This is a genomic window from Tenacibaculum sp. 1B UA (assembly GCF_033978845.1).
Taxonomy (GTDB): Bacteria; Bacteroidota; Bacteroidia; order Flavobacteriales; family Flavobacteriaceae; genus Polaribacter.
Map to the genome: position 1 here is coordinate 47,291 of NZ_JAKVUA010000012.1, position 16,596 is coordinate 63,886.

At 30.7% G+C, this 16,596-nt stretch carries 22 protein-coding genes; 16 read left to right on the forward strand and 6 right to left on the reverse strand.

Annotation, left to right across the window (positions count from 1 at the left end):
• Positions 1-87 precede the first annotated feature (87 nt).
• The 8 genes from MK851_RS10375 to MK851_RS10410 all read left to right on the forward strand — a co-directional run bounded on the left by MK851_RS10375 (position 88) and on the right by MK851_RS10410 (position 7,792).
• On the forward strand, positions 88-900 hold the full coding sequence (locus MK851_RS10375) for an outer membrane protein assembly factor BamD (protein WP_245939461.1): 813 nt from the start codon (positions 88-90) through the stop codon (positions 898-900).
• Between the two features lie 3 nt (positions 901-903).
• Positions 904-1,224 carry a DNA-directed RNA polymerase subunit omega gene (locus tag MK851_RS10380; RefSeq protein ID WP_115901149.1) on the forward strand — a complete coding sequence of 107 codons (321 nt, stop codon included), beginning with the start codon at positions 904-906 and terminating at the stop codon, positions 1,222-1,224.
• 1 nt (position 1,225) lies between these two features.
• Entirely contained in the window at positions 1,226-2,437 is a 1,212-nt protein-coding gene (gene coaBC / locus MK851_RS10385; protein ID WP_320243704.1) for a bifunctional phosphopantothenoylcysteine decarboxylase/phosphopantothenate--cysteine ligase CoaBC, read from the forward strand.
• Positions 2,430-3,320, forward strand: a complete 891-nt coding sequence (locus MK851_RS10390) for a DUF4835 family protein (protein WP_320243706.1) — start codon at positions 2,430-2,432, stop codon at positions 3,318-3,320. Before coaBC ends, MK851_RS10390 begins: the two co-directional genes overlap by 8 nt.
• A 129-nt stretch (positions 3,321-3,449) precedes the next feature.
• A complete protein-coding gene (recN, locus tag MK851_RS10395) occupies positions 3,450-5,102 on the forward strand; it encodes a DNA repair protein RecN (protein WP_320243708.1) in 1,653 nt (550 codons plus the stop codon).
• Between the two features lie 50 nt (positions 5,103-5,152).
• Entirely contained in the window at positions 5,153-5,965 is an 813-nt protein-coding gene (locus MK851_RS10400; RefSeq protein ID WP_099216418.1) for an enoyl-ACP reductase, read from the forward strand.
• Positions 5,966-6,059: 94 nt separating this feature from the next.
• On the forward strand, positions 6,060-6,839 hold the full coding sequence (locus MK851_RS10405; protein WP_303508848.1) for a DUF3050 domain-containing protein: 780 nt from the start codon (positions 6,060-6,062) through the stop codon (positions 6,837-6,839).
• Positions 6,840-6,844: 5 nt separating this feature from the next.
• Positions 6,845-7,792 carry a glycosyltransferase gene (locus MK851_RS10410; RefSeq protein WP_320243794.1) on the forward strand — a complete coding sequence of 316 codons (948 nt, stop codon included), beginning with the start codon at positions 6,845-6,847 and terminating at the stop codon, positions 7,790-7,792.
• Between the two features lie 57 nt (positions 7,793-7,849).
• Here MK851_RS10410 and arsC read toward each other — a convergent pair whose 3' ends face one another.
• On the reverse strand, positions 7,850-8,170 hold the full coding sequence (arsC, locus tag MK851_RS10415; RefSeq protein ID WP_320243713.1) for an arsenate reductase (glutaredoxin): 321 nt from the start codon (positions 8,168-8,170) through the stop codon (positions 7,850-7,852).
• Between the two features lie 69 nt (positions 8,171-8,239).
• Positions 8,240-9,334: a peptide chain release factor 2 gene (gene prfB, locus MK851_RS10420; RefSeq protein ID WP_303508853.1), complete on the reverse strand. Its 1,095-nt coding sequence runs from the start codon at positions 9,332-9,334 to the stop codon at positions 8,240-8,242.
• Between the two features lie 36 nt (positions 9,335-9,370).
• Between prfB and MK851_RS10425 the strand changes: the two genes are divergently transcribed.
• Positions 9,371-10,393, forward strand: a complete 1,023-nt coding sequence (locus MK851_RS10425; RefSeq protein ID WP_303508855.1) for a threonine aldolase family protein — start codon at positions 9,371-9,373, stop codon at positions 10,391-10,393.
• Here the strand turns inward: MK851_RS10425 and MK851_RS10430 are convergent.
• The 3 genes from MK851_RS10430 to MK851_RS10440 all read right to left on the reverse strand — a co-directional run bounded on the left by MK851_RS10430 (position 10,390) and on the right by MK851_RS10440 (position 12,067).
• On the reverse strand, positions 10,390-10,872 hold the full coding sequence (locus MK851_RS10430; protein WP_303508858.1) for a hypothetical protein: 483 nt from the start codon (positions 10,870-10,872) through the stop codon (positions 10,390-10,392). The two genes, MK851_RS10425 and MK851_RS10430, sit on opposite strands and share 4 nt — an antisense overlap.
• Before the next feature lie 79 nt (positions 10,873-10,951).
• On the reverse strand, positions 10,952-11,566 hold the full coding sequence (locus MK851_RS10435; RefSeq protein WP_303508861.1) for a hypothetical protein: 615 nt from the start codon (positions 11,564-11,566) through the stop codon (positions 10,952-10,954).
• Positions 11,567-11,572: 6 nt separating this feature from the next.
• Positions 11,573-12,067, reverse strand: a complete 495-nt coding sequence (locus MK851_RS10440; protein WP_115901137.1) for an RNA polymerase sigma factor — start codon at positions 12,065-12,067, stop codon at positions 11,573-11,575.
• 152 nt (positions 12,068-12,219) lie between these two features.
• Between MK851_RS10440 and MK851_RS10445 the strand changes: the two genes are divergently transcribed.
• Genes MK851_RS10445 through MK851_RS10475 form a run of 7 tightly spaced genes read left to right on the forward strand, consistent with a single transcriptional unit; the run spans position 12,220 to position 16,025 of the window.
• The gene (locus MK851_RS10445; RefSeq protein ID WP_320243718.1) at positions 12,220-12,636 is read left to right on the forward strand and encodes a DUF2141 domain-containing protein; all 417 of its coding nucleotides are present in this window, start codon (positions 12,220-12,222) and stop codon (positions 12,634-12,636) included.
• Between the two features lie 41 nt (positions 12,637-12,677).
• Positions 12,678-14,033 carry a 2TM domain-containing protein gene (locus tag MK851_RS10450; RefSeq protein WP_320243720.1) on the forward strand — a complete coding sequence of 452 codons (1,356 nt, stop codon included), beginning with the start codon at positions 12,678-12,680 and terminating at the stop codon, positions 14,031-14,033.
• 1 nt (position 14,034) lies between these two features.
• The gene (locus MK851_RS10455) at positions 14,035-14,331 is read left to right on the forward strand and encodes a 2TM domain-containing protein (RefSeq protein ID WP_303508871.1); all 297 of its coding nucleotides are present in this window, start codon (positions 14,035-14,037) and stop codon (positions 14,329-14,331) included.
• Complete coding sequence (locus tag MK851_RS10460) at positions 14,321-14,608, forward strand: 2TM domain-containing protein (RefSeq protein ID WP_303508873.1); 288 nt, start codon at positions 14,321-14,323, stop codon at positions 14,606-14,608. Before MK851_RS10455 ends, MK851_RS10460 begins: the two co-directional genes overlap by 11 nt.
• A gap of 1 nt (position 14,609) precedes the next feature.
• Entirely contained in the window at positions 14,610-14,948 is a 339-nt protein-coding gene (locus tag MK851_RS10465; protein WP_320243723.1) for a 2TM domain-containing protein, read from the forward strand.
• Entirely contained in the window at positions 14,935-15,243 is a 309-nt protein-coding gene (locus MK851_RS10470; RefSeq protein WP_320243725.1) for a 2TM domain-containing protein, read from the forward strand. The genes MK851_RS10465 and MK851_RS10470 overlap by 14 nt, the downstream gene beginning before the upstream one ends.
• 26 nt (positions 15,244-15,269) lie before the next feature.
• Positions 15,270-16,025, forward strand: coding sequence for a LytTR family DNA-binding domain-containing protein (locus MK851_RS10475; RefSeq protein ID WP_320243727.1), 756 nt, complete (start codon positions 15,270-15,272; stop codon positions 16,023-16,025).
• Here the strand turns inward: MK851_RS10475 and MK851_RS10480 are convergent.
• Complete coding sequence (locus MK851_RS10480) at positions 16,015-16,530, reverse strand: flavodoxin family protein (protein ID WP_320243730.1); 516 nt, start codon at positions 16,528-16,530, stop codon at positions 16,015-16,017. The two genes, MK851_RS10475 and MK851_RS10480, sit on opposite strands and share 11 nt — an antisense overlap.
• Positions 16,531-16,596: the final 66 nt, after the last annotated feature.

Below are 16,596 nucleotides of genomic sequence, written 5' to 3' on the forward strand. Positions count from 1 at the left end.
AGTTCACCTTTTTAAGGTGAACTTTTATTTTAATAGTTTATTGTTTTCTATTATATTAATAATTATTAATTTTGCCAGATGCAAAAAATGAAAAATCTAGCGTATATTGCTGTAATGCTTTTAGTACTTTCTTCATGCGGAGAGTATCAAAAAGTATTGAATAAAGGAACTGTAGAAGACCAATACAAAATGGCTGTAAAAATGTACGAAGCTCAAAAGTACAGTAAAGCCTTACGTTTGTTTGAAAAAATAACACCTTCATACAGAGGTAAACCTCAAATGGAGCGTATTCAATTTATGGTTTCTCAATCTAACTTTAATGAGAAAAATTACGGGTTAGCAGGATATTACTTTAATAGATTTACGGGAAACTATCCTAAAAGTTCAAAGAGAGAAGAAGCCGCTTTTTTATCAGCGTTAAGTTATTACAAAGCAGCTCCAGGCTTTAGTTTAGATCCAACCGATACAAACAAAGCATTAGAAGCCTTTCAAAAATTTATAGATAGCTACCCTGATTCAAATAAATTAGAAGAAGCTAACAAGTATCATGCTGAGTTAAGAGCTAAACTTGAAAAGAAATCTTTTGAAATAGCAAAAACATATTATAGAACTGCAGAATATGACCCTAGAAATTACAAAGCGGCAATCGTTGCCTTTGATAACTTATTAGAAGATTATTTAGGAACGAAGTATAAAGAAGAAGCATTATACTATCGTTTAAAAGCAGCTCATGATTTAGCTGTTAAAAGTAGACAGAGAAGAAAAGCAGAAAGGATTAAAGATGCTATCAAAGCATACGAAAAACTAAAAAGGAATTTTCCAGAATCAAAATTCATGGAAGAATCTAATGAAATGCTAGCAGCATTAAACAAAGAACAAGAACAATTAGCTAAAAGTTAAAAAATGGATTATAAAGAAACGAAAGCGCCGTTAAGTACTATAACTTATAACAAAGAAGCTATTGAGGCTCCAACGCATAATATTTATGAAGCTATTTCTATCATAGCAAAGAGAGCTACACAAGTTAATTCTGATTTAAAAAAGGAATTAGTTGATAAGTTAGATGAGTTTGCTACTTATAACGATAGTTTAGAAGAAGTTTTTGAAAACAAAGAGCAAATCGAAGTTTCTAAATTTTATGAGCGTTTACCTAAACCACACGCTATTGCTGTAGAAGAGTGGTTAGAAGGCAAGGTATATTATAGAACTCCAGAGACAAAATAATATGTCTGTACTAAGCGGTAAAAAAGTTTTACTTGGTGTTACCGCCGGTATAGCGGCATACAAAACAGCGAACTTAGTTCGCTTATTTATAAAATCAGGCGCAGAAGTCAAAGTAATTATGACTCCTGCGTCTAAAGATTTTATAACACCTCTTACACTTTCCACCTTATCAAAAAATCCAGTTCATTCTACTTTTTATGATAAAGAAGATGAAAATGAATTATGGAATAATCATGTAGATTTAGGTTTGTGGGCAGATATAATGATAATTGCTCCAGCTACAGCAAATACCTTGTCTAAAATGACCAGTGGTACCTGCGATAACTTATTATTAGCAACCTATTTGTCAGCTAAATGTCCAGTATATTTTGCACCTGCGATGGATTTAGACATGTATCAACATCCGTCAACAAAAAACAGTTTAGAAAGCTTACAAAGTTTTGGTAATATCTTAATTCCTGCTACTTCTGGTGAATTAGCAAGCGGATTGGTTGGTGAAGGTCGTATGGCAGAACCAGAAGATATTGTTGATTTTATAGAAAAAGATATCGTATCTAAATTACCACTTCGTGGGAAAAAGATGCTAATTACTGCAGGACCAACCTATGAAGCAATAGATCCAGTACGTTTTATTGGAAATCATTCTTCTGGTAAAATGGGGTTTGAAATAGCCAAAACGGCAGCTAATTTAGGAGCTGAGGTGTTTTTAGTAGCAGGTCCATCACATCAGCAAGTAAATCATTCATTTATTAATAGAATAGATGTAAAATCAGCGCAAGATATGTATGAAGCCTGTCATAAGTACTTTACTGAGGTAGATATAGCTGTATTATCGGCAGCAGTTTCAGACTATCGACCAAAAAATGTAGCTACTCAAAAAATAAAAAAGAAAGAAGCAGCGTTAAGTATTGAGTTAGAACCTACTAAAGATATTTTAAAATCTCTAGGAGAAATTAAGAAAAATCAGTTGTTAGTTGGGTTTGCCCTAGAAACGAACGATGAGGTACAAAACGCAAAAAGTAAGCTTACACGCAAAAATTTAGATTTTATTGTATTAAATTCGTTACGTGATAAAGGTGCCGGTTTTGCGACCGATACCAATAAAATTACAATTATTGATACTGATTTTAATGAGAAATCATTCGGATTAAAGTCGAAAACAGCAGTGTCAAAAGATATCGTTAACGAAATAATACAAAAATTAAATGCATAAGTTTTTCTTTATAGTTTTTCTTCTTTCAGTTACTTTTTCTTCTTATTCACAAGAGCTGAACGCTACTGTAATTATCAATTCAGATAAAATACAGAGTAGTAATAAGCAAGTTTACCAAACGTTACAAAAAGCACTAACGGAGTTTATTAATGATAAACAATGGACGAATAGAAACATTAAACAACAAGAACGAATTAATTGTGCATTTAATATTATAATAAACGAGCAAAACGGGAGTAATTTTTCAGCAAGTTTACAAGTGCAATCAACAAGACCTGTATATAACTCAACATACGCTACACCTGTTTTAAATATTAATGATACAAACTTTAATTTTCGTTACAATGAGTTTGATCCGTTAATTTATAACCCAACAGTTTACGAGTCGAACTTAATTTCAACAATTGCTTTTTATATATATGCAATTTTAGGCGTTGACGCAGATACTTTTGCTTTAAAAGGAGGAGAAAGCTATTTGAAACAAGCAGAAAATATTATGTTGTTGGCGCAATCTAATGGAGAGTCTGGTTGGCAAAATCAAGTAGGAAAACAAAATCGTTTTGCTTTGATAGATAATTTACTGTCTTCAAAGTTTAGCGCTTTACGTAGTATTTATTACAATTATCACCGTAATGGTTTCGATAATTTTGCAGATAACAAGAATTCGGCTAAAGAAGCAATTGAAAAAAGTGTTTTAGATTTAGATAAGTTACACAATATTACTATTGGTAATTATATGATCCGTGTTTTCTTAGATGCAAAAGGAGACGAAATAGTGAATGTGTTTTCCGATGGAACTCCTTCAAGAAATGAATCGCAAATGATAACGGTTTTAAATAAAATTGCTCCTACTTATAAAGACAAATGGAAGAATCTTCAGTAAAATAAGATTTATTATAAAGGTCTTAAATGTAACGTTTATAAGCTGTTGAAAAATCAATAGACTTCCTTTGTTTTGGTTAGACTTAATTCATTCAAAATCCTTACTTTTATTCACTCTAAAGAATAGAATTTGCTTACACATTTATCTATACATAATTACGCATTAATCAATCAGTTAACGATTGATTTTACAAACGGTTTATCTATTATAACAGGTGAAACTGGAGCAGGAAAATCCATTTTATTAGGTGCTTTAGGGCTAGTAATGGGGAATCGTGCCGACTTAGCTGCTTTAAAAGACACAGAAAAAAAATGTGTTATTGAGGCTCAATTTTCTGTTGAAGGATATGCTTTACAAGAATTGTTTGAAGAATTAGATCTTGACTATGAGCAGGAAACCATAATTCGAAGAGAAATTTTACCATCTGGGAAATCAAGAGCTTTTGTTAACGATACGCCGGTTACATTATCGGTGTTAAATGCTTTGAAAACAAAGCTCATTGATATTCATTCGCAACATCAAACCATGCAGTTGTCTGATGTATCTTTTCAATTCTCTGTTATTGATGCCTTGGCAAAAAATCAGGCTAAAATAGCATCGTATAAAAGAGGTTTGCGTACGTATAACAAATTACGAAAAGAGCTGAAAGTACTTCAAGAAGAAACTGAGAAATCGAAAGAACAATACGAGTATAATTTACACCTGTTTAATGAGTTTGAAGAGGCTAATTTAAAAGAAGGAGAGCAAGAAGCTTTAGAAGAAAAGTTAGATAAATTAAATAATATTGAAGAAATAAAATTAAATTTATCTGAAGCTTTAGGTGTTGCGATTAATGAAGAAATAGGAATTCAAACGTTGCTAAACTCTTTAGAGAGTAAACTGCAAAAAATTAGTTCTTTTTCTAAGCAATATGAAGAGTTAGCGAATCGCGTAACAAGCGTGAAAATTGAGTTAGATGATGTAGTTACTGAGTTAGAAAGTGCGAATGAAGAAGTTGAATTTAATCCGAATGAAATAGAAGAACTAAATGATAGGTTGCAACTTATTTACAATCTTCAAAAGAAACATTCAGTATCAACTATAAGTGAATTACAAGAAATGCATACATCATTATCTGAAAAAGTAGCACAAGTTGAAGATGCAGGGGGAGTCGTGGCTCAAAAAGAAGTAGAAATTAAAGAGGTGGCTAAGAAGTTAGATGACGTAGCAAAAATGATTACGACATCTAGAAATAAAGTAATTCCAAAGTTGAAAAAAGAGTTAGAATACCTTTTATCAGAGTTAGGAATGCCAAATGCTCGTTTTACTATTGAATTACTACCGTCAGAAGAATACTTATCAAACGGGAAAGATAATTTACAGTTCTTATTTTCAGCAAATAAAGGAGGCAATTTTGGAGAGTTAAAGAAAGTTGCTTCTGGAGGTGAATTATCTCGAATCATGTTATCTATCAAAAAAATATTATCAGAAAACATACAATTACCAACGATTATTTTTGATGAAATTGACACAGGTGTTTCAGGAGAAGTATCTAATAAAATTGCAAAAATAATGCAAGATATGAGTACTCATATGCAGGTAATAACCATTACGCATTTACCTCAAATAGCTTCAAAAGGAGTACAGCATTATAAAGTGTTTAAAGGCGAAGAAAAAGGAGTAACAACCTCTAACTTAAAGTTACTGTCAGACGACGAACGCATTAGAGAAATAGCAGAAATGTTAAGTGGAAAAGATGTTTCTGAAAGCGCTTTAACGCATGCAAAAGAATTATTAAATTAAGAGTATATTTGCTTTTAGAACAAACAACGATAGACTAAAATATTTTAAATATGTATAATTTATTAAAAGGAAAAAAAGGAATTATTTTTGGGGCATTAGATGAGAATTCTATTGCATGGAAAGTAGCTGAACGTGCTCACGAAGAAGGAGCAGAATTTGTGTTAACTAATGCACCTATTGCAATGCGTATGGGAGGTATTAAAGATTTAGCAGCGAAAACAGGATCAGAAATTATTCCAGCTGATGCGACTTCTATGGATGACTTAAACAATTTAGTTGAAAAGTCTATGGAAATTTTAGGAGGTAAAATCGATTTTGTTTTACACTCTATCGGTATGTCAGTTAATGTACGTAAAGGGCGTCATTATACAGATTCTAAATACGATTTTACTACGAAAGGATGGGACGTTTCAGCGGTGTCTTTTCATAAAGTAATGAACGTTTTATATAACAAGCAAGCCATGAACGAATGGGGGAGTATTGTTGCATTAACGTATATGGCAGCACAACGTGTATTCCCAGATTACAATGATATGGCTGATAACAAAGCGTATTTAGAAAGCATTGCACGTAGTTTTGGGTACTTCTTTGGAAGAGATCATAAAGTACGTGTAAACACAATTTCTCAATCACCAACGCCAACGACTGCAGGTCAAGGAGTAAAAGGATTTGATGGATTTATTTCATATGCTGAAAAAATGTCTCCATTAGGAAACGCTACAGCGTTAGAGTGTGCAGACTATACGATTTCATTATTCTCAGATTTAACAAAGAAAGTAACCTTACAAAATTTATTCCACGATGGAGGGTTTTCTAATATGGGAGTGAGTGATGCTGTAATGGAAAGATTTACTGAAGAGTAAATTAACTTGTGCCTTGAGCGTAGTCGAAAGGTACTGAAAGAATATATAATTAAATGCAAATCGTTAGATTTGCATTTTTTATTGACAGTTATAAATGAGCAATATTTTACACATAGTAAAGGAATTAAAACCCTTAAGAAAACAGCTTAAAGAACATGAGCTATATAATTCGTTAAATGATATAAACGATGTAAAATTATTTATGGAATCGCATGTGTTTGCTGTGTGGGACTTTATGTCGTTGTTAAAGGCATTACAACGAGAACTTACTTGTGTAAATTTGCCTTGGTTACCTGCTGTAAATATTAAAACAGCTCGTTTTATTAATGAAATTGTGTTAGGTGAAGAAACTGATATTAATGAGTTAGGAGAACCTAAGAGTCACTTTGAAATGTATATTGATGCGATGCGTCAAGCAGGAGGAAGTGTTTCTGAAATTTCAAGTTTTATTTCAGATATCCTTGATGGTAAACCTGTTGACCAAGCTCTGGAAAACTGTTCAATTATTGAAGAAGTTAAAGATTTTGTAAATTTTTCTTTTGAAATTATTAAAACAAAACAACCACATATTATTGCATCTAGTTTTACTTTTGGAAGAGAAGATGTAATACCAGATATGTTTTTAGAAATTGTAAAAAATACGGAAGAGAAAGAAGGGAGTTCATACAGTAAACTTACGTATTATCTTAATAGACATATTGAGTTAGACGGTGATGAACATGGACCATTATCATTACAAATGATAGAAGAGTTATGTGGAAATGATGAACAAAAATGGAATGACGCATTATATTATGCTAAAGAATCTTTGCGAAAAAGAATACAACTCTGGGATGGTATAGCTAAACAAATTAAACAAGCAGCTTTAGTGTAGTGGATATACAGTTTTCAATAATAATACCTGTTTACAACCGACCGCAAGAAATTGATGAGTTGTTAGAAAGCTTAACAAAACAAGACTTGAAAGATGATTTTGAGGTATTAATTGTTGAAGATGGTTCAGAAAATTCATCTGAAGAGATTGTAAATAAGTATAGGTCAAAACTCAATCTAAACTATTTTTATAAAGAAAATAGTGGAGCAGGGGCAAGTCGTAACTATGGAATGCAGAGAGCCTCAGGAAATTATTTTATTATTTTAGATTCTGATGTAATTGTTCCATCTCAATATCTTTCTGAAGTAAAAAAAGCATTAGAAGAGAATTATACTGATGCCTTTGGAGGTTCAGATGCAGCTCATCCTAATTTTACAGCTTTACAAAAAGCTATTAATTATTCAATGACTTCGGTGCTAACCACTGGAGGTATTAGAGGAAAGAAAAAAGCTGTAGGAAAATTCCAACCTCGAAGCTTTAACCTTGGTTTGTCAAAAACTGCTTTTGAAAAAACAAATGGCTTTTCTAAAATGAAAGCGGGAGAAGACATCGATTTAACCTTTCGCCTATGGAAGAAAGGTTTTGAAACACAATTAATAGAAAAGGCTTTTGTATATCATAAGCGTAGAAGTACTATTAAACAGTTTTTTAAACAAACATTTGCTTTTGGTACTGCAAGACCTATTTTAAATAAAAAGTACCCTGAAACAGCAAAGTTAACTTATTGGTTTCCGAGTTTATTTATTATTGGAATTGATTTTGCGATTATAGTAGTATTCTTTGGGTATTGGCAGTTGTTAGTTTTTTATGGAGTTTATTTTACGGGGATCTTTTTAGATTCTCTATTACAAAATAAAAACTTGCAAGTAGCTTTTTTGAGTATTATTACAACCATCACTCAGTTTTATGGTTACGGGCTTGGTTTTCTTGAGTCTAGATTTCTGAAAAAATAAAAAAAACTCCCAAATTATTGAGAGTTTTTGAATGGTTTATATAACTTCTTTGATAATTTACGGCGGTCGTCCAATAACAGCTTTATTACCTTTAATAACAATAGGACGTTCTATCAACTTAGGGTTTTCAATCATTGCTTTAATGACTTCAGAATCTGATAGTTCTTTTCCTTTATATTCATCTTTCCAAATTTTTTCATTTTTACGAACTAAATCAATCGGAGAAATATTTAATAAACGAATAACTTCTTTTAATTCTTTTTCGGAAGGAGTGTTGTCTAAATATTTTACAATTTCAAATTCCTTTCCAGAGTTTTCTAAAATTTCTAAACCTTGTCTCGATTTAGAACAACGTGGATTATGGTATATTTTTATCATTTTATTGTTAGTTTACAAAGTTTAAAGGTTTATTTGTTTGTAAATTGAAAAAACAAATGTTCCTAATTCCTAGTCTTCTTTTTGTCCCATCATCATTAAATAAGCCTTTAAAAACGGATTAATATTCCCATCCATAACAGCATCTACATTTCCTGTTTCATGAGCTGTACGAACATCTTTTACTAATTTATATGGATGCATTACATAGTTCCGAATTTGGCTTCCCCATTCATTTTTCATTTTATTAGCTTCTATTTCTTCACGAGCAGCTAGTCGTTTTTGTAATTCAATTTCGTATAATTGCGATTTTAACATTTGCATTGCTGTAGCTCTGTTATCGTGCTGAGAACGTGAGTTTGAACATTGAATTTGAATCCCGGTTGGCTTATGTAATAATTGAACCTTAGTTTCAACCTTATTTACATTTTGTCCACCAGCACCGCTAGAACGAGCTGTAGTAATTTCAATATCGGCAGGGTTTACTTCAACTTCGATAGAATCATCAGCAACAGGATATACATATACAGAAGCAAATGAGGTATGACGTTTTGCATTGCTATCAAAAGGAGAAATACGCACCAAACGATGCACGCCATTTTCACCTTTTAACCACCCGAAAGCATAATCACCTTCAAATTCTAAAGTAACGGTTTTTATACCGGCTACATCACCTTCTTGATAGTTCAGTGTTTTAATTTTAAATCCTTGTTTTTCTGCCCACATAGTGTACATTCGGGTAAGCATTTCTGCCCAATCACAACTTTCTGTACCTCCAGCACCTGCGGTTATTTGTATGGTAGCACTTAAATTGTCACCTTCTTCCGACAGCATGTTTTTAAACTCAATATCTTCTAAAAAAGTAGCTGTTCTTTCAAATTGTTCTTCAACTTCGCTATCCTCAATATCACCTTCTTTATAAAAATCGTATAAGACTACTAAATCGTCGTTCATTGCTACAACAGTATTATAATCTTCTACCCATTTCTTTTTAAAACGAAGCGATTTCATAACAGTTTCAGCCTCTTTAGGATTATTCCAAAAGTCAGGGTTTGCTGTTTTTTCTTCTTCATTTGAAATTTCAATTAACTTCTTGTCAATTTCTAAATATCCTTTTAACTTGCCAATTCGTTCAGCGATATTTTTAAGCTGTTCGTGTGTAATCATAGATGCAAAAATACATTTTATAAATCGTAGTTAGAAATGGAAATAAACTTAATAAGTGATACTGTAACTAAGCCAACTCAAGGAATGTTGGAGGCAATGATGAGTGCTAAAGTAGGAGATGATGTTTTTAAAGCAGATCCGACAGTTAATTTGTTACAAGAAAAAGTAGCGGATCTGTTTGGAATGGAAGCTGCGTTGTTTTTTCCTTCGGGAACCATGGCAAATCAAACTGCGATAAAAATCCACACACAACCTGGTGATAGAATGTTTTGTGATAAATGGGCGCATGTATATAACTATGAGGGAGGTGGAGCTGCTTTTAATGCAGGGGTAACCTCTTGTTTAATTGATGGTAATAGAGGTATGTTTACTGCAGTACAATTAAAGAGTTTAGTAGGAGGAAGAAATGATATTCATACACCATATAGTAGATTAGTTTGTGTTGAAAATACCACGAATAAAGGTGGAGGTGCTTGTTGGGATTTTGAAGAATTACAAAAAATTCAAAAAGTAGCTAAAACAAATGATTTAGCTTACCATCTTGATGGAGCACGTTTATTTAATGCTTTAGTAGCTAAAAATGAAACTCCAAAACAGTATGGAGAATTATTTGATACGATTTCTATCTGTTTGTCGAAAGGATTGGGGGCTCCTGTAGGTTCAGTATTAGTGGGGAGTAAGGCACATATAGAAAAAGCGTTACGTGTACGTAAGTTGTTCGGTGGAGGAATGAGACAAGCTGGGTTTTTAGCAGCCGCAGGAATTTATGCTTTGGACAGTCAAGTAGAGCGTTTAGCAACAGATCATCAAAAAGCAAAAGAGATAGGAGAAGTTTTAGAAAAATGTTGGTATGTGACTAAAGTGGAACCTATTGAAACGAATATTGTTATTTTTTATGTAAACGATTCTATAAATCCAGATGATTTTATAAAAAAAATGGCAGATAAAGGTATTTTGCTAATTTCTATGGGGGAAGGGAAAATACGCATTGTAACACATTTAGACTTTACGGATGAAATGTTAAATGTTTTGTTAGGAGTATTAAACAACTATTCTTAAAAGAAAACCCTTACAATAGGTGAGAAAGCAGAAGCGTACACGCTTCTGTCTTCTTTATGTAAAACATCGTATTGCACACCTAAAGAAACAGCACCTATTCTATAAGAAGCTCCAATATTTAAAGCGGGGTAGTTGTGTCTCTTCGAGATACCATTAATGTTAGTGTTAACGTACATTTGCTGTAAATCGGCAGAAAACTCAACTTCTCTAATAGGTCTAAATAGTGTAATTACTTTAGGTGTAATAATATTAGAACTTAAACCTTCATTCTTATTATAGGCATAACCAATTCCTATACCTATAGAAAAAGATTCGTTAAAATCATAAACAGCAGCTGGAGATATAGCAAGAGTCGTATTGTTTGAGCCAAAACCAAAGCTAACATCCCCACCAAAACGAACATTTTTCCAAAAATTATCTTCTTGAGTAAAAGCTATAGTAGAATAAATAAAAAAGCTAAAAAAAAATAATCTACTCATAAGTAAATAGTTAACTCAGCTAATATAATAAATAGTCATCATAAAACGTTAAGAGAAGTTTATAAAAAATTAGTGTTTTTTAATTTAACTTTTCGAGTTTAGCTAACTCTTTGTAGTTTTTGTTTAGTTTTCTTAGTAATATTCCATACAAGAGTTGATAAAAGCACCATAGAATTATAAGCATAATTATTAACATTATCACTGTAACAATTATTGAAATTAAAACTTGCTTAGAGTTAAACTCTGGGTGGGTTTTTAATGATGCAATGGCAACTATAATTCCAAAAATAAATACATACAATAAGTTGAATATAACGTAGTACTTTACAGTTTTCCTAGTTTTAATAATCTTTGTCATTAAAGTTTTAGTAGAGTCTACAACAGAAATGCTTTTATAATTAAGGTAAAATTTAATTAAGAAATAGAGTAGTACAGGGTAGATGATGAATTGTGAATAAATCATAAAGCTATATAAACCAAGCTTTTTATATTCTTCATAAGCTTCTTCCATATCAAAAATAAAATAGAAAGAATTCAAGAAAATAAACTCTAAAATTCCAATAATAAAAATCCATTTTACGATTGAAGATGACTTGGAATGTGCCATTCTATAGATATCAATTTTAGAAACTTTATCTGTTTCTTCTGATTGGTTACCCCAAGCCTTTTTATATTTATCTAAATCTAAATCCATTTATAATTATGGGTTTAATACTTTTTTTAATTTATCTTTAGCTCTGTTCATTTTCACACGAGCATTTACTTCACTTATACCTAAAGTTTCAGAGATTTCTTTATAGGGTTTGTCTTCTAAGTATAAAAAAATCAGAGCCTTATCAATATCATTTAATTTACGAATTGCACCATACAAAGCTTTTAACTGTACTTCTTCAGTATCATCATATTCTTCTGCTTTAATTTTAAAAGAATAATCTGTAAAATCTTGTGTTTTTATACTTCTTGTAGACTTCCTATATAAAGAAATAGCAGTATTCAATGCTACTCGATACATCCAAGTGCTAAACTTTGCATCTCCTCTAAATTTACTATAGTTTTTCCATAACTGAATGGTGATTTCTTGAAACAAATCGTTATGTGCATTTTGGTTAGTAGTGTAAATCCTACATACCTTATGCACAATGTTTTGATTGGCTTCGAAATCAGTTAAAAATTTATTTTCTAATTCTTTTTTCACTAAGTTTAGTAGAGTTGATATGTTATAAGTAGCTCAAAAATACAAATTGTTACAACTCATCCTAAAAATAATACAATTCAGTTTGTTTTTATTTTAGAAATAGAGTTTCCGATGAATATTTGTGTCATAATTAACCATAAAAAATAAACACAATGAAATTCTTAATACACATTTTTGTTATAGCAGTTTTATTTACAGTTGAAACGGTTTCAGCTCAAAGCAAAACAATTACAGCCACAGTTGTAAATGTTACTTCCGATAAAGGAAAAATAAAATTTCCCTTATACACTAAAGAGAACTTTAGAAAAGAACCACTACAGGCAAAAGAATCAGCAATAATAAAGGGAAAAAGTACTATAATTTTTGAAAAAGTACCAGAAGGAGAATATGCTATTATTTGTTTTCATGACGTAAATGATAACGATAGAATGGATTTTGAACCTAATGGAATGCCTTTGGAAGATTACGGAGTATCAAACAATAAATTATCACGTTTTGGACCGCCTGTGTTTGACGAAGCAAAGTTTTTGGTTAAAGATAAAAATGTATCTTTCGATATTAAATTTTAGAATAAAGAAGGTAAACCTTTTAAATATAACAAGCATAAAGAATGAAAACACCAGTAAAAAAAATATTTAATAATTTGAAGAATGATATTTGGATTTGCTTAAAGCTTACAATCATTTTTGGTGCTGTTTTTACTTTAATAAATCAAGCTTTTACATTAAAAGAAGCTGGGTTAGTGTTTTTGTTTTCTGCAATGTATTCTTTTGTTTTGGGCTTAGGTAATGGAGTTATTAATGGTTATTTAAGTAAAAAGTGGGACTGGGTTTTGCAAACCAACCAAAGGGTTTGGGTAGGGATTATAGCAACAATTAGTTATACAGTAGTAGCTGTATTACTAATTCATTATATACAATACTTTGTTATTTTTAATAACAACATAGGTAACTTTTTTAAAGGGCAGTTTTTATGGATGCATTTATTTGCAATTATACTTTCATTGGCCATTGCTGTATTTTTTCACGCGAAAGACTTTATGGTTAACTGGAAAGCATCTGTAAAACAAGAAACTACACAGCATGAAATAGTCGCTAAAACTGAAACAGCAAAGTTTGAAACGTTAAAAAGTCAGATAGATCCACATTTTTTGTTTAATAGTTTAAATGTACTAACCTCTTTAATTAGTGAAAACCCAAAGCAAGCAGAAAGGTTTACCACAAAACTATCTAAAGTATATAGGTATGTATTAGAACAACGAAATAAAGAGTTAGTGCCTATTCAAGAGGAGTTACAATTTGCTAAGACGTATATGGAGTTATTGCAAATGCGTTTTGAAGAAGCTGTACAATTTAATATTCCGGAAGAAGTAAGTAACTCAGATTTAAAAATAGTGCCGTTATCACTTCAATTATTATTAGAAAATGCAGTGAAACACAATGTAGTTTCTTCAACTAAACCTTTAGAAATAAGTATTTATGAAGAAGATGGCTTTTTAAAAATTCAAAACAACGTTAATCCGAAAGAGGCTATAGGTAAAAGTACAAAAGTAGGATTAAGAAATATAGCAGATCGTTACGGTTTAATAACCGATAGAAACATTCAAATAATTAATAAAAACAAAACATTTACAGTGTGTTTACCACTGTTAATTAATATAAAAAATAGTATCATGGATACAAAAAACTTAGAAAACAGCAGTTACGTAAAAGCAGTAGAAAAGGTAGAGAAACTAAAAGAGTTTTATCAAAATTTAGTCTCGTATTGTATAGTTATTCCTTTTTTAATATTTATAAACCTCAAAACATATTCAAAATTTCAATGGTTTTGGTTTCCAATGATAGGCTGGGGGATAGGATTAATTTTTCATTATTTAGAAGTAAATAGTTATAACTTATTCTTAGGGAAAAACTGGGAAGAACGCAAGATTAAGGAGTTGATGGATGATGATAAAAATTATAAGTAATATGGAAAAAGAATATACAACAGCTTACAAATATGCAAAAGCAAAAAAGAGAGTAGAGAAAATCAAAGGGTTTTACATTCATATTATAGTCACTGTATTAATCATTCCAGTTTTAATTTTTATAAACTTAAAGTTTGTGCCAAGTTATTATTGGTTTTATTACCCAATAATAGGAATGTTAATTGGTGTCTTTTTTCATTGGTTTGGAATTTTCGGAATTGATAAAATAGGTTTAGGAAAAGATTGGGAAGAACGTAAAATTAAAGAATTTTTAGAAAAAAAACATCATGGAAAATAATTTTACAGAAGAAAAAAGGTATTTGGAAGCCAAAAAAAAGGTGAAGCAAGTAAAAGGGTTTTATGCTCATGTTTTGGTAAATATAGTTTCAATAATAATCATTGTAGTAGTAAATTTAAAGTTTTCACCTTATTATCATTGGTTTTGGTTTCCTGTTATAGGAATAGTACTAGTGACTTTTATTCATTGGATGCTAGTTTTTGGTGTTAACATTTTAGGGCTTGGAAAAGATTGGGAGGAGAAAAAGATAAACGAATACCTAAATAAAAAAGATTAGTATGGAAAATGATTATAAAGAAGAACATAAATATTTATTAGCCAAAAAAAGAGTAGAAAAAATAAAAGGATTTTATTGGCATTTGGCAGCATATATAATTGTGAATATATTTATTTCAGTCGTAACTATTATGGGCTTGATGAATGAGGACAAGTTAACTTTTATCAAAGCAATAAGCAATTTTGGTGTATATGCCACCTGGTTTTTTTGGGGGATTGGAGTCTTTTTTCATTGGTTAGGAGTATTTGGAACCAATATGTTTTTTAATAAAGATTGGGAGAACCGTAAAATACAAGAGTATCTAGATGAACTAAAAAAGAAAGAAAATGGAAACTATTAATAGAGAACAACAATATATAAGAGCTCAAAAAAGAGTAGATGAAATTAAAAAGTTTTACAAACATTTAGTGGTTTACATGCTTATAAACTTAGTTTTTATAGGAAGAAGAATATATAAAGATATTGTTTATAGAGACGAATCTGTTATGGATGCTTTCTTAGATATAAGTAACTATAATTTGTTCTTTTGGTGGGGAGTTATCGTATTTTTACACGGATTTAGTGTCTTTGCAAAAGGTAAGTTGTTTTCAAAAAAATGGGAAGAGCGAAAGATTAAAGAATACATGAATAAGTAATTGTTAAAAATAGACCAAACTAAACTATGAATGTTATAATTATTGAAGATGAAAAGCCAGCTGCAAGAAGGTTAAGTAGAATGTTAGCTGAATTAGATATAGAAGTTCAGCAAATGTTGCACTCGGTAGAAGAATCGATTAACTGGTTTCAAAACAATTCTCATCCCGATTTAATTTTTTTAGACATTCAGCTTTCAGATGGATTATCATTCGAAATTTTTGAAGAAGTAACTGTAAAATCAGCTATCATTTTTACAACGGCTTATGACGAGTATGCATTAAAAGCGTTCAAGTTAAACTCTATAGATTATCTCTTAAAACCGATAGATGAAGATGAGTTAACAATAGCAGTAAATAAATTTAAAGAACATCAACCTATACAAAGTAATATACAAGTTAATATAGATGACATTCGTAAGTTGTTGATTAACCCTGTTGATAGAAAATACAAAAAACGATTTACTATAAAAGTAGGACAACATTTAAAAATAATTAATACTGAAGATATCGAATGTTTTTATTCAGAAAATAAAGCAACCTATATTCACACATCTTCTAATAGAAATTATTTAATAGATAACTCTTTAGAATATTGGCAAGAAGAGTTAGATCCCGAGTATTTTTTTAAAGTAAATAGAACATTTATAGTACACATAAATGCGATAAAAGATATTGTTTCATATACTAACTCACGCTTACAATTAAAGTTGCAATCTTACGATGATACTGAAATAATTGTAAGCAGAGAGCGAGTAAAAGATTTTAAGTGTTTTATTGAGTAAGTAATTTTCTAAACTCATTAATTTTAACTTTAGCATCGGGGTGAATTTCATTTCCGTCTTCAGTAAACCAAGCATGAGTACTACCAAGGTAGTTCATGCCTAAATATTTTGCACTTTCAATAAAAGGCATTTCAAACCCACTTCTAAGATCGTTTTCACCAGAATTACTAATCATAGCCATGTTTTTACCTCGTAATTGTCTTCCTAAATCTTTTTTGTAATGAAGTAAGTCTGAAAGTCTATCAAAAAATGTTTTTAATGTAGCGCTCATTGAGTACCAATATACAGGAGTAGCAAATACAAGAGTATCATATTTACTAATAATTTCTTCTATAAGAGGAATGAAATCATCATCAGAATTACTAAAATCATATTCAAACACACCAACTTTTTTTGTTTTTAAATCAATAAAATCAAAAGACTCGTTGTTGTTGAGGTAGTTAGCAACTTTATTCGTGTTTCCTACACTTTTGGAACTTGCTTGTATAATAATTGTTTTATTCATTTGTCGTTTATTTGGAAGTAAAGCTCAAAAAAATAAATAAAAAAATATTTTAGATTTAATTGTAAT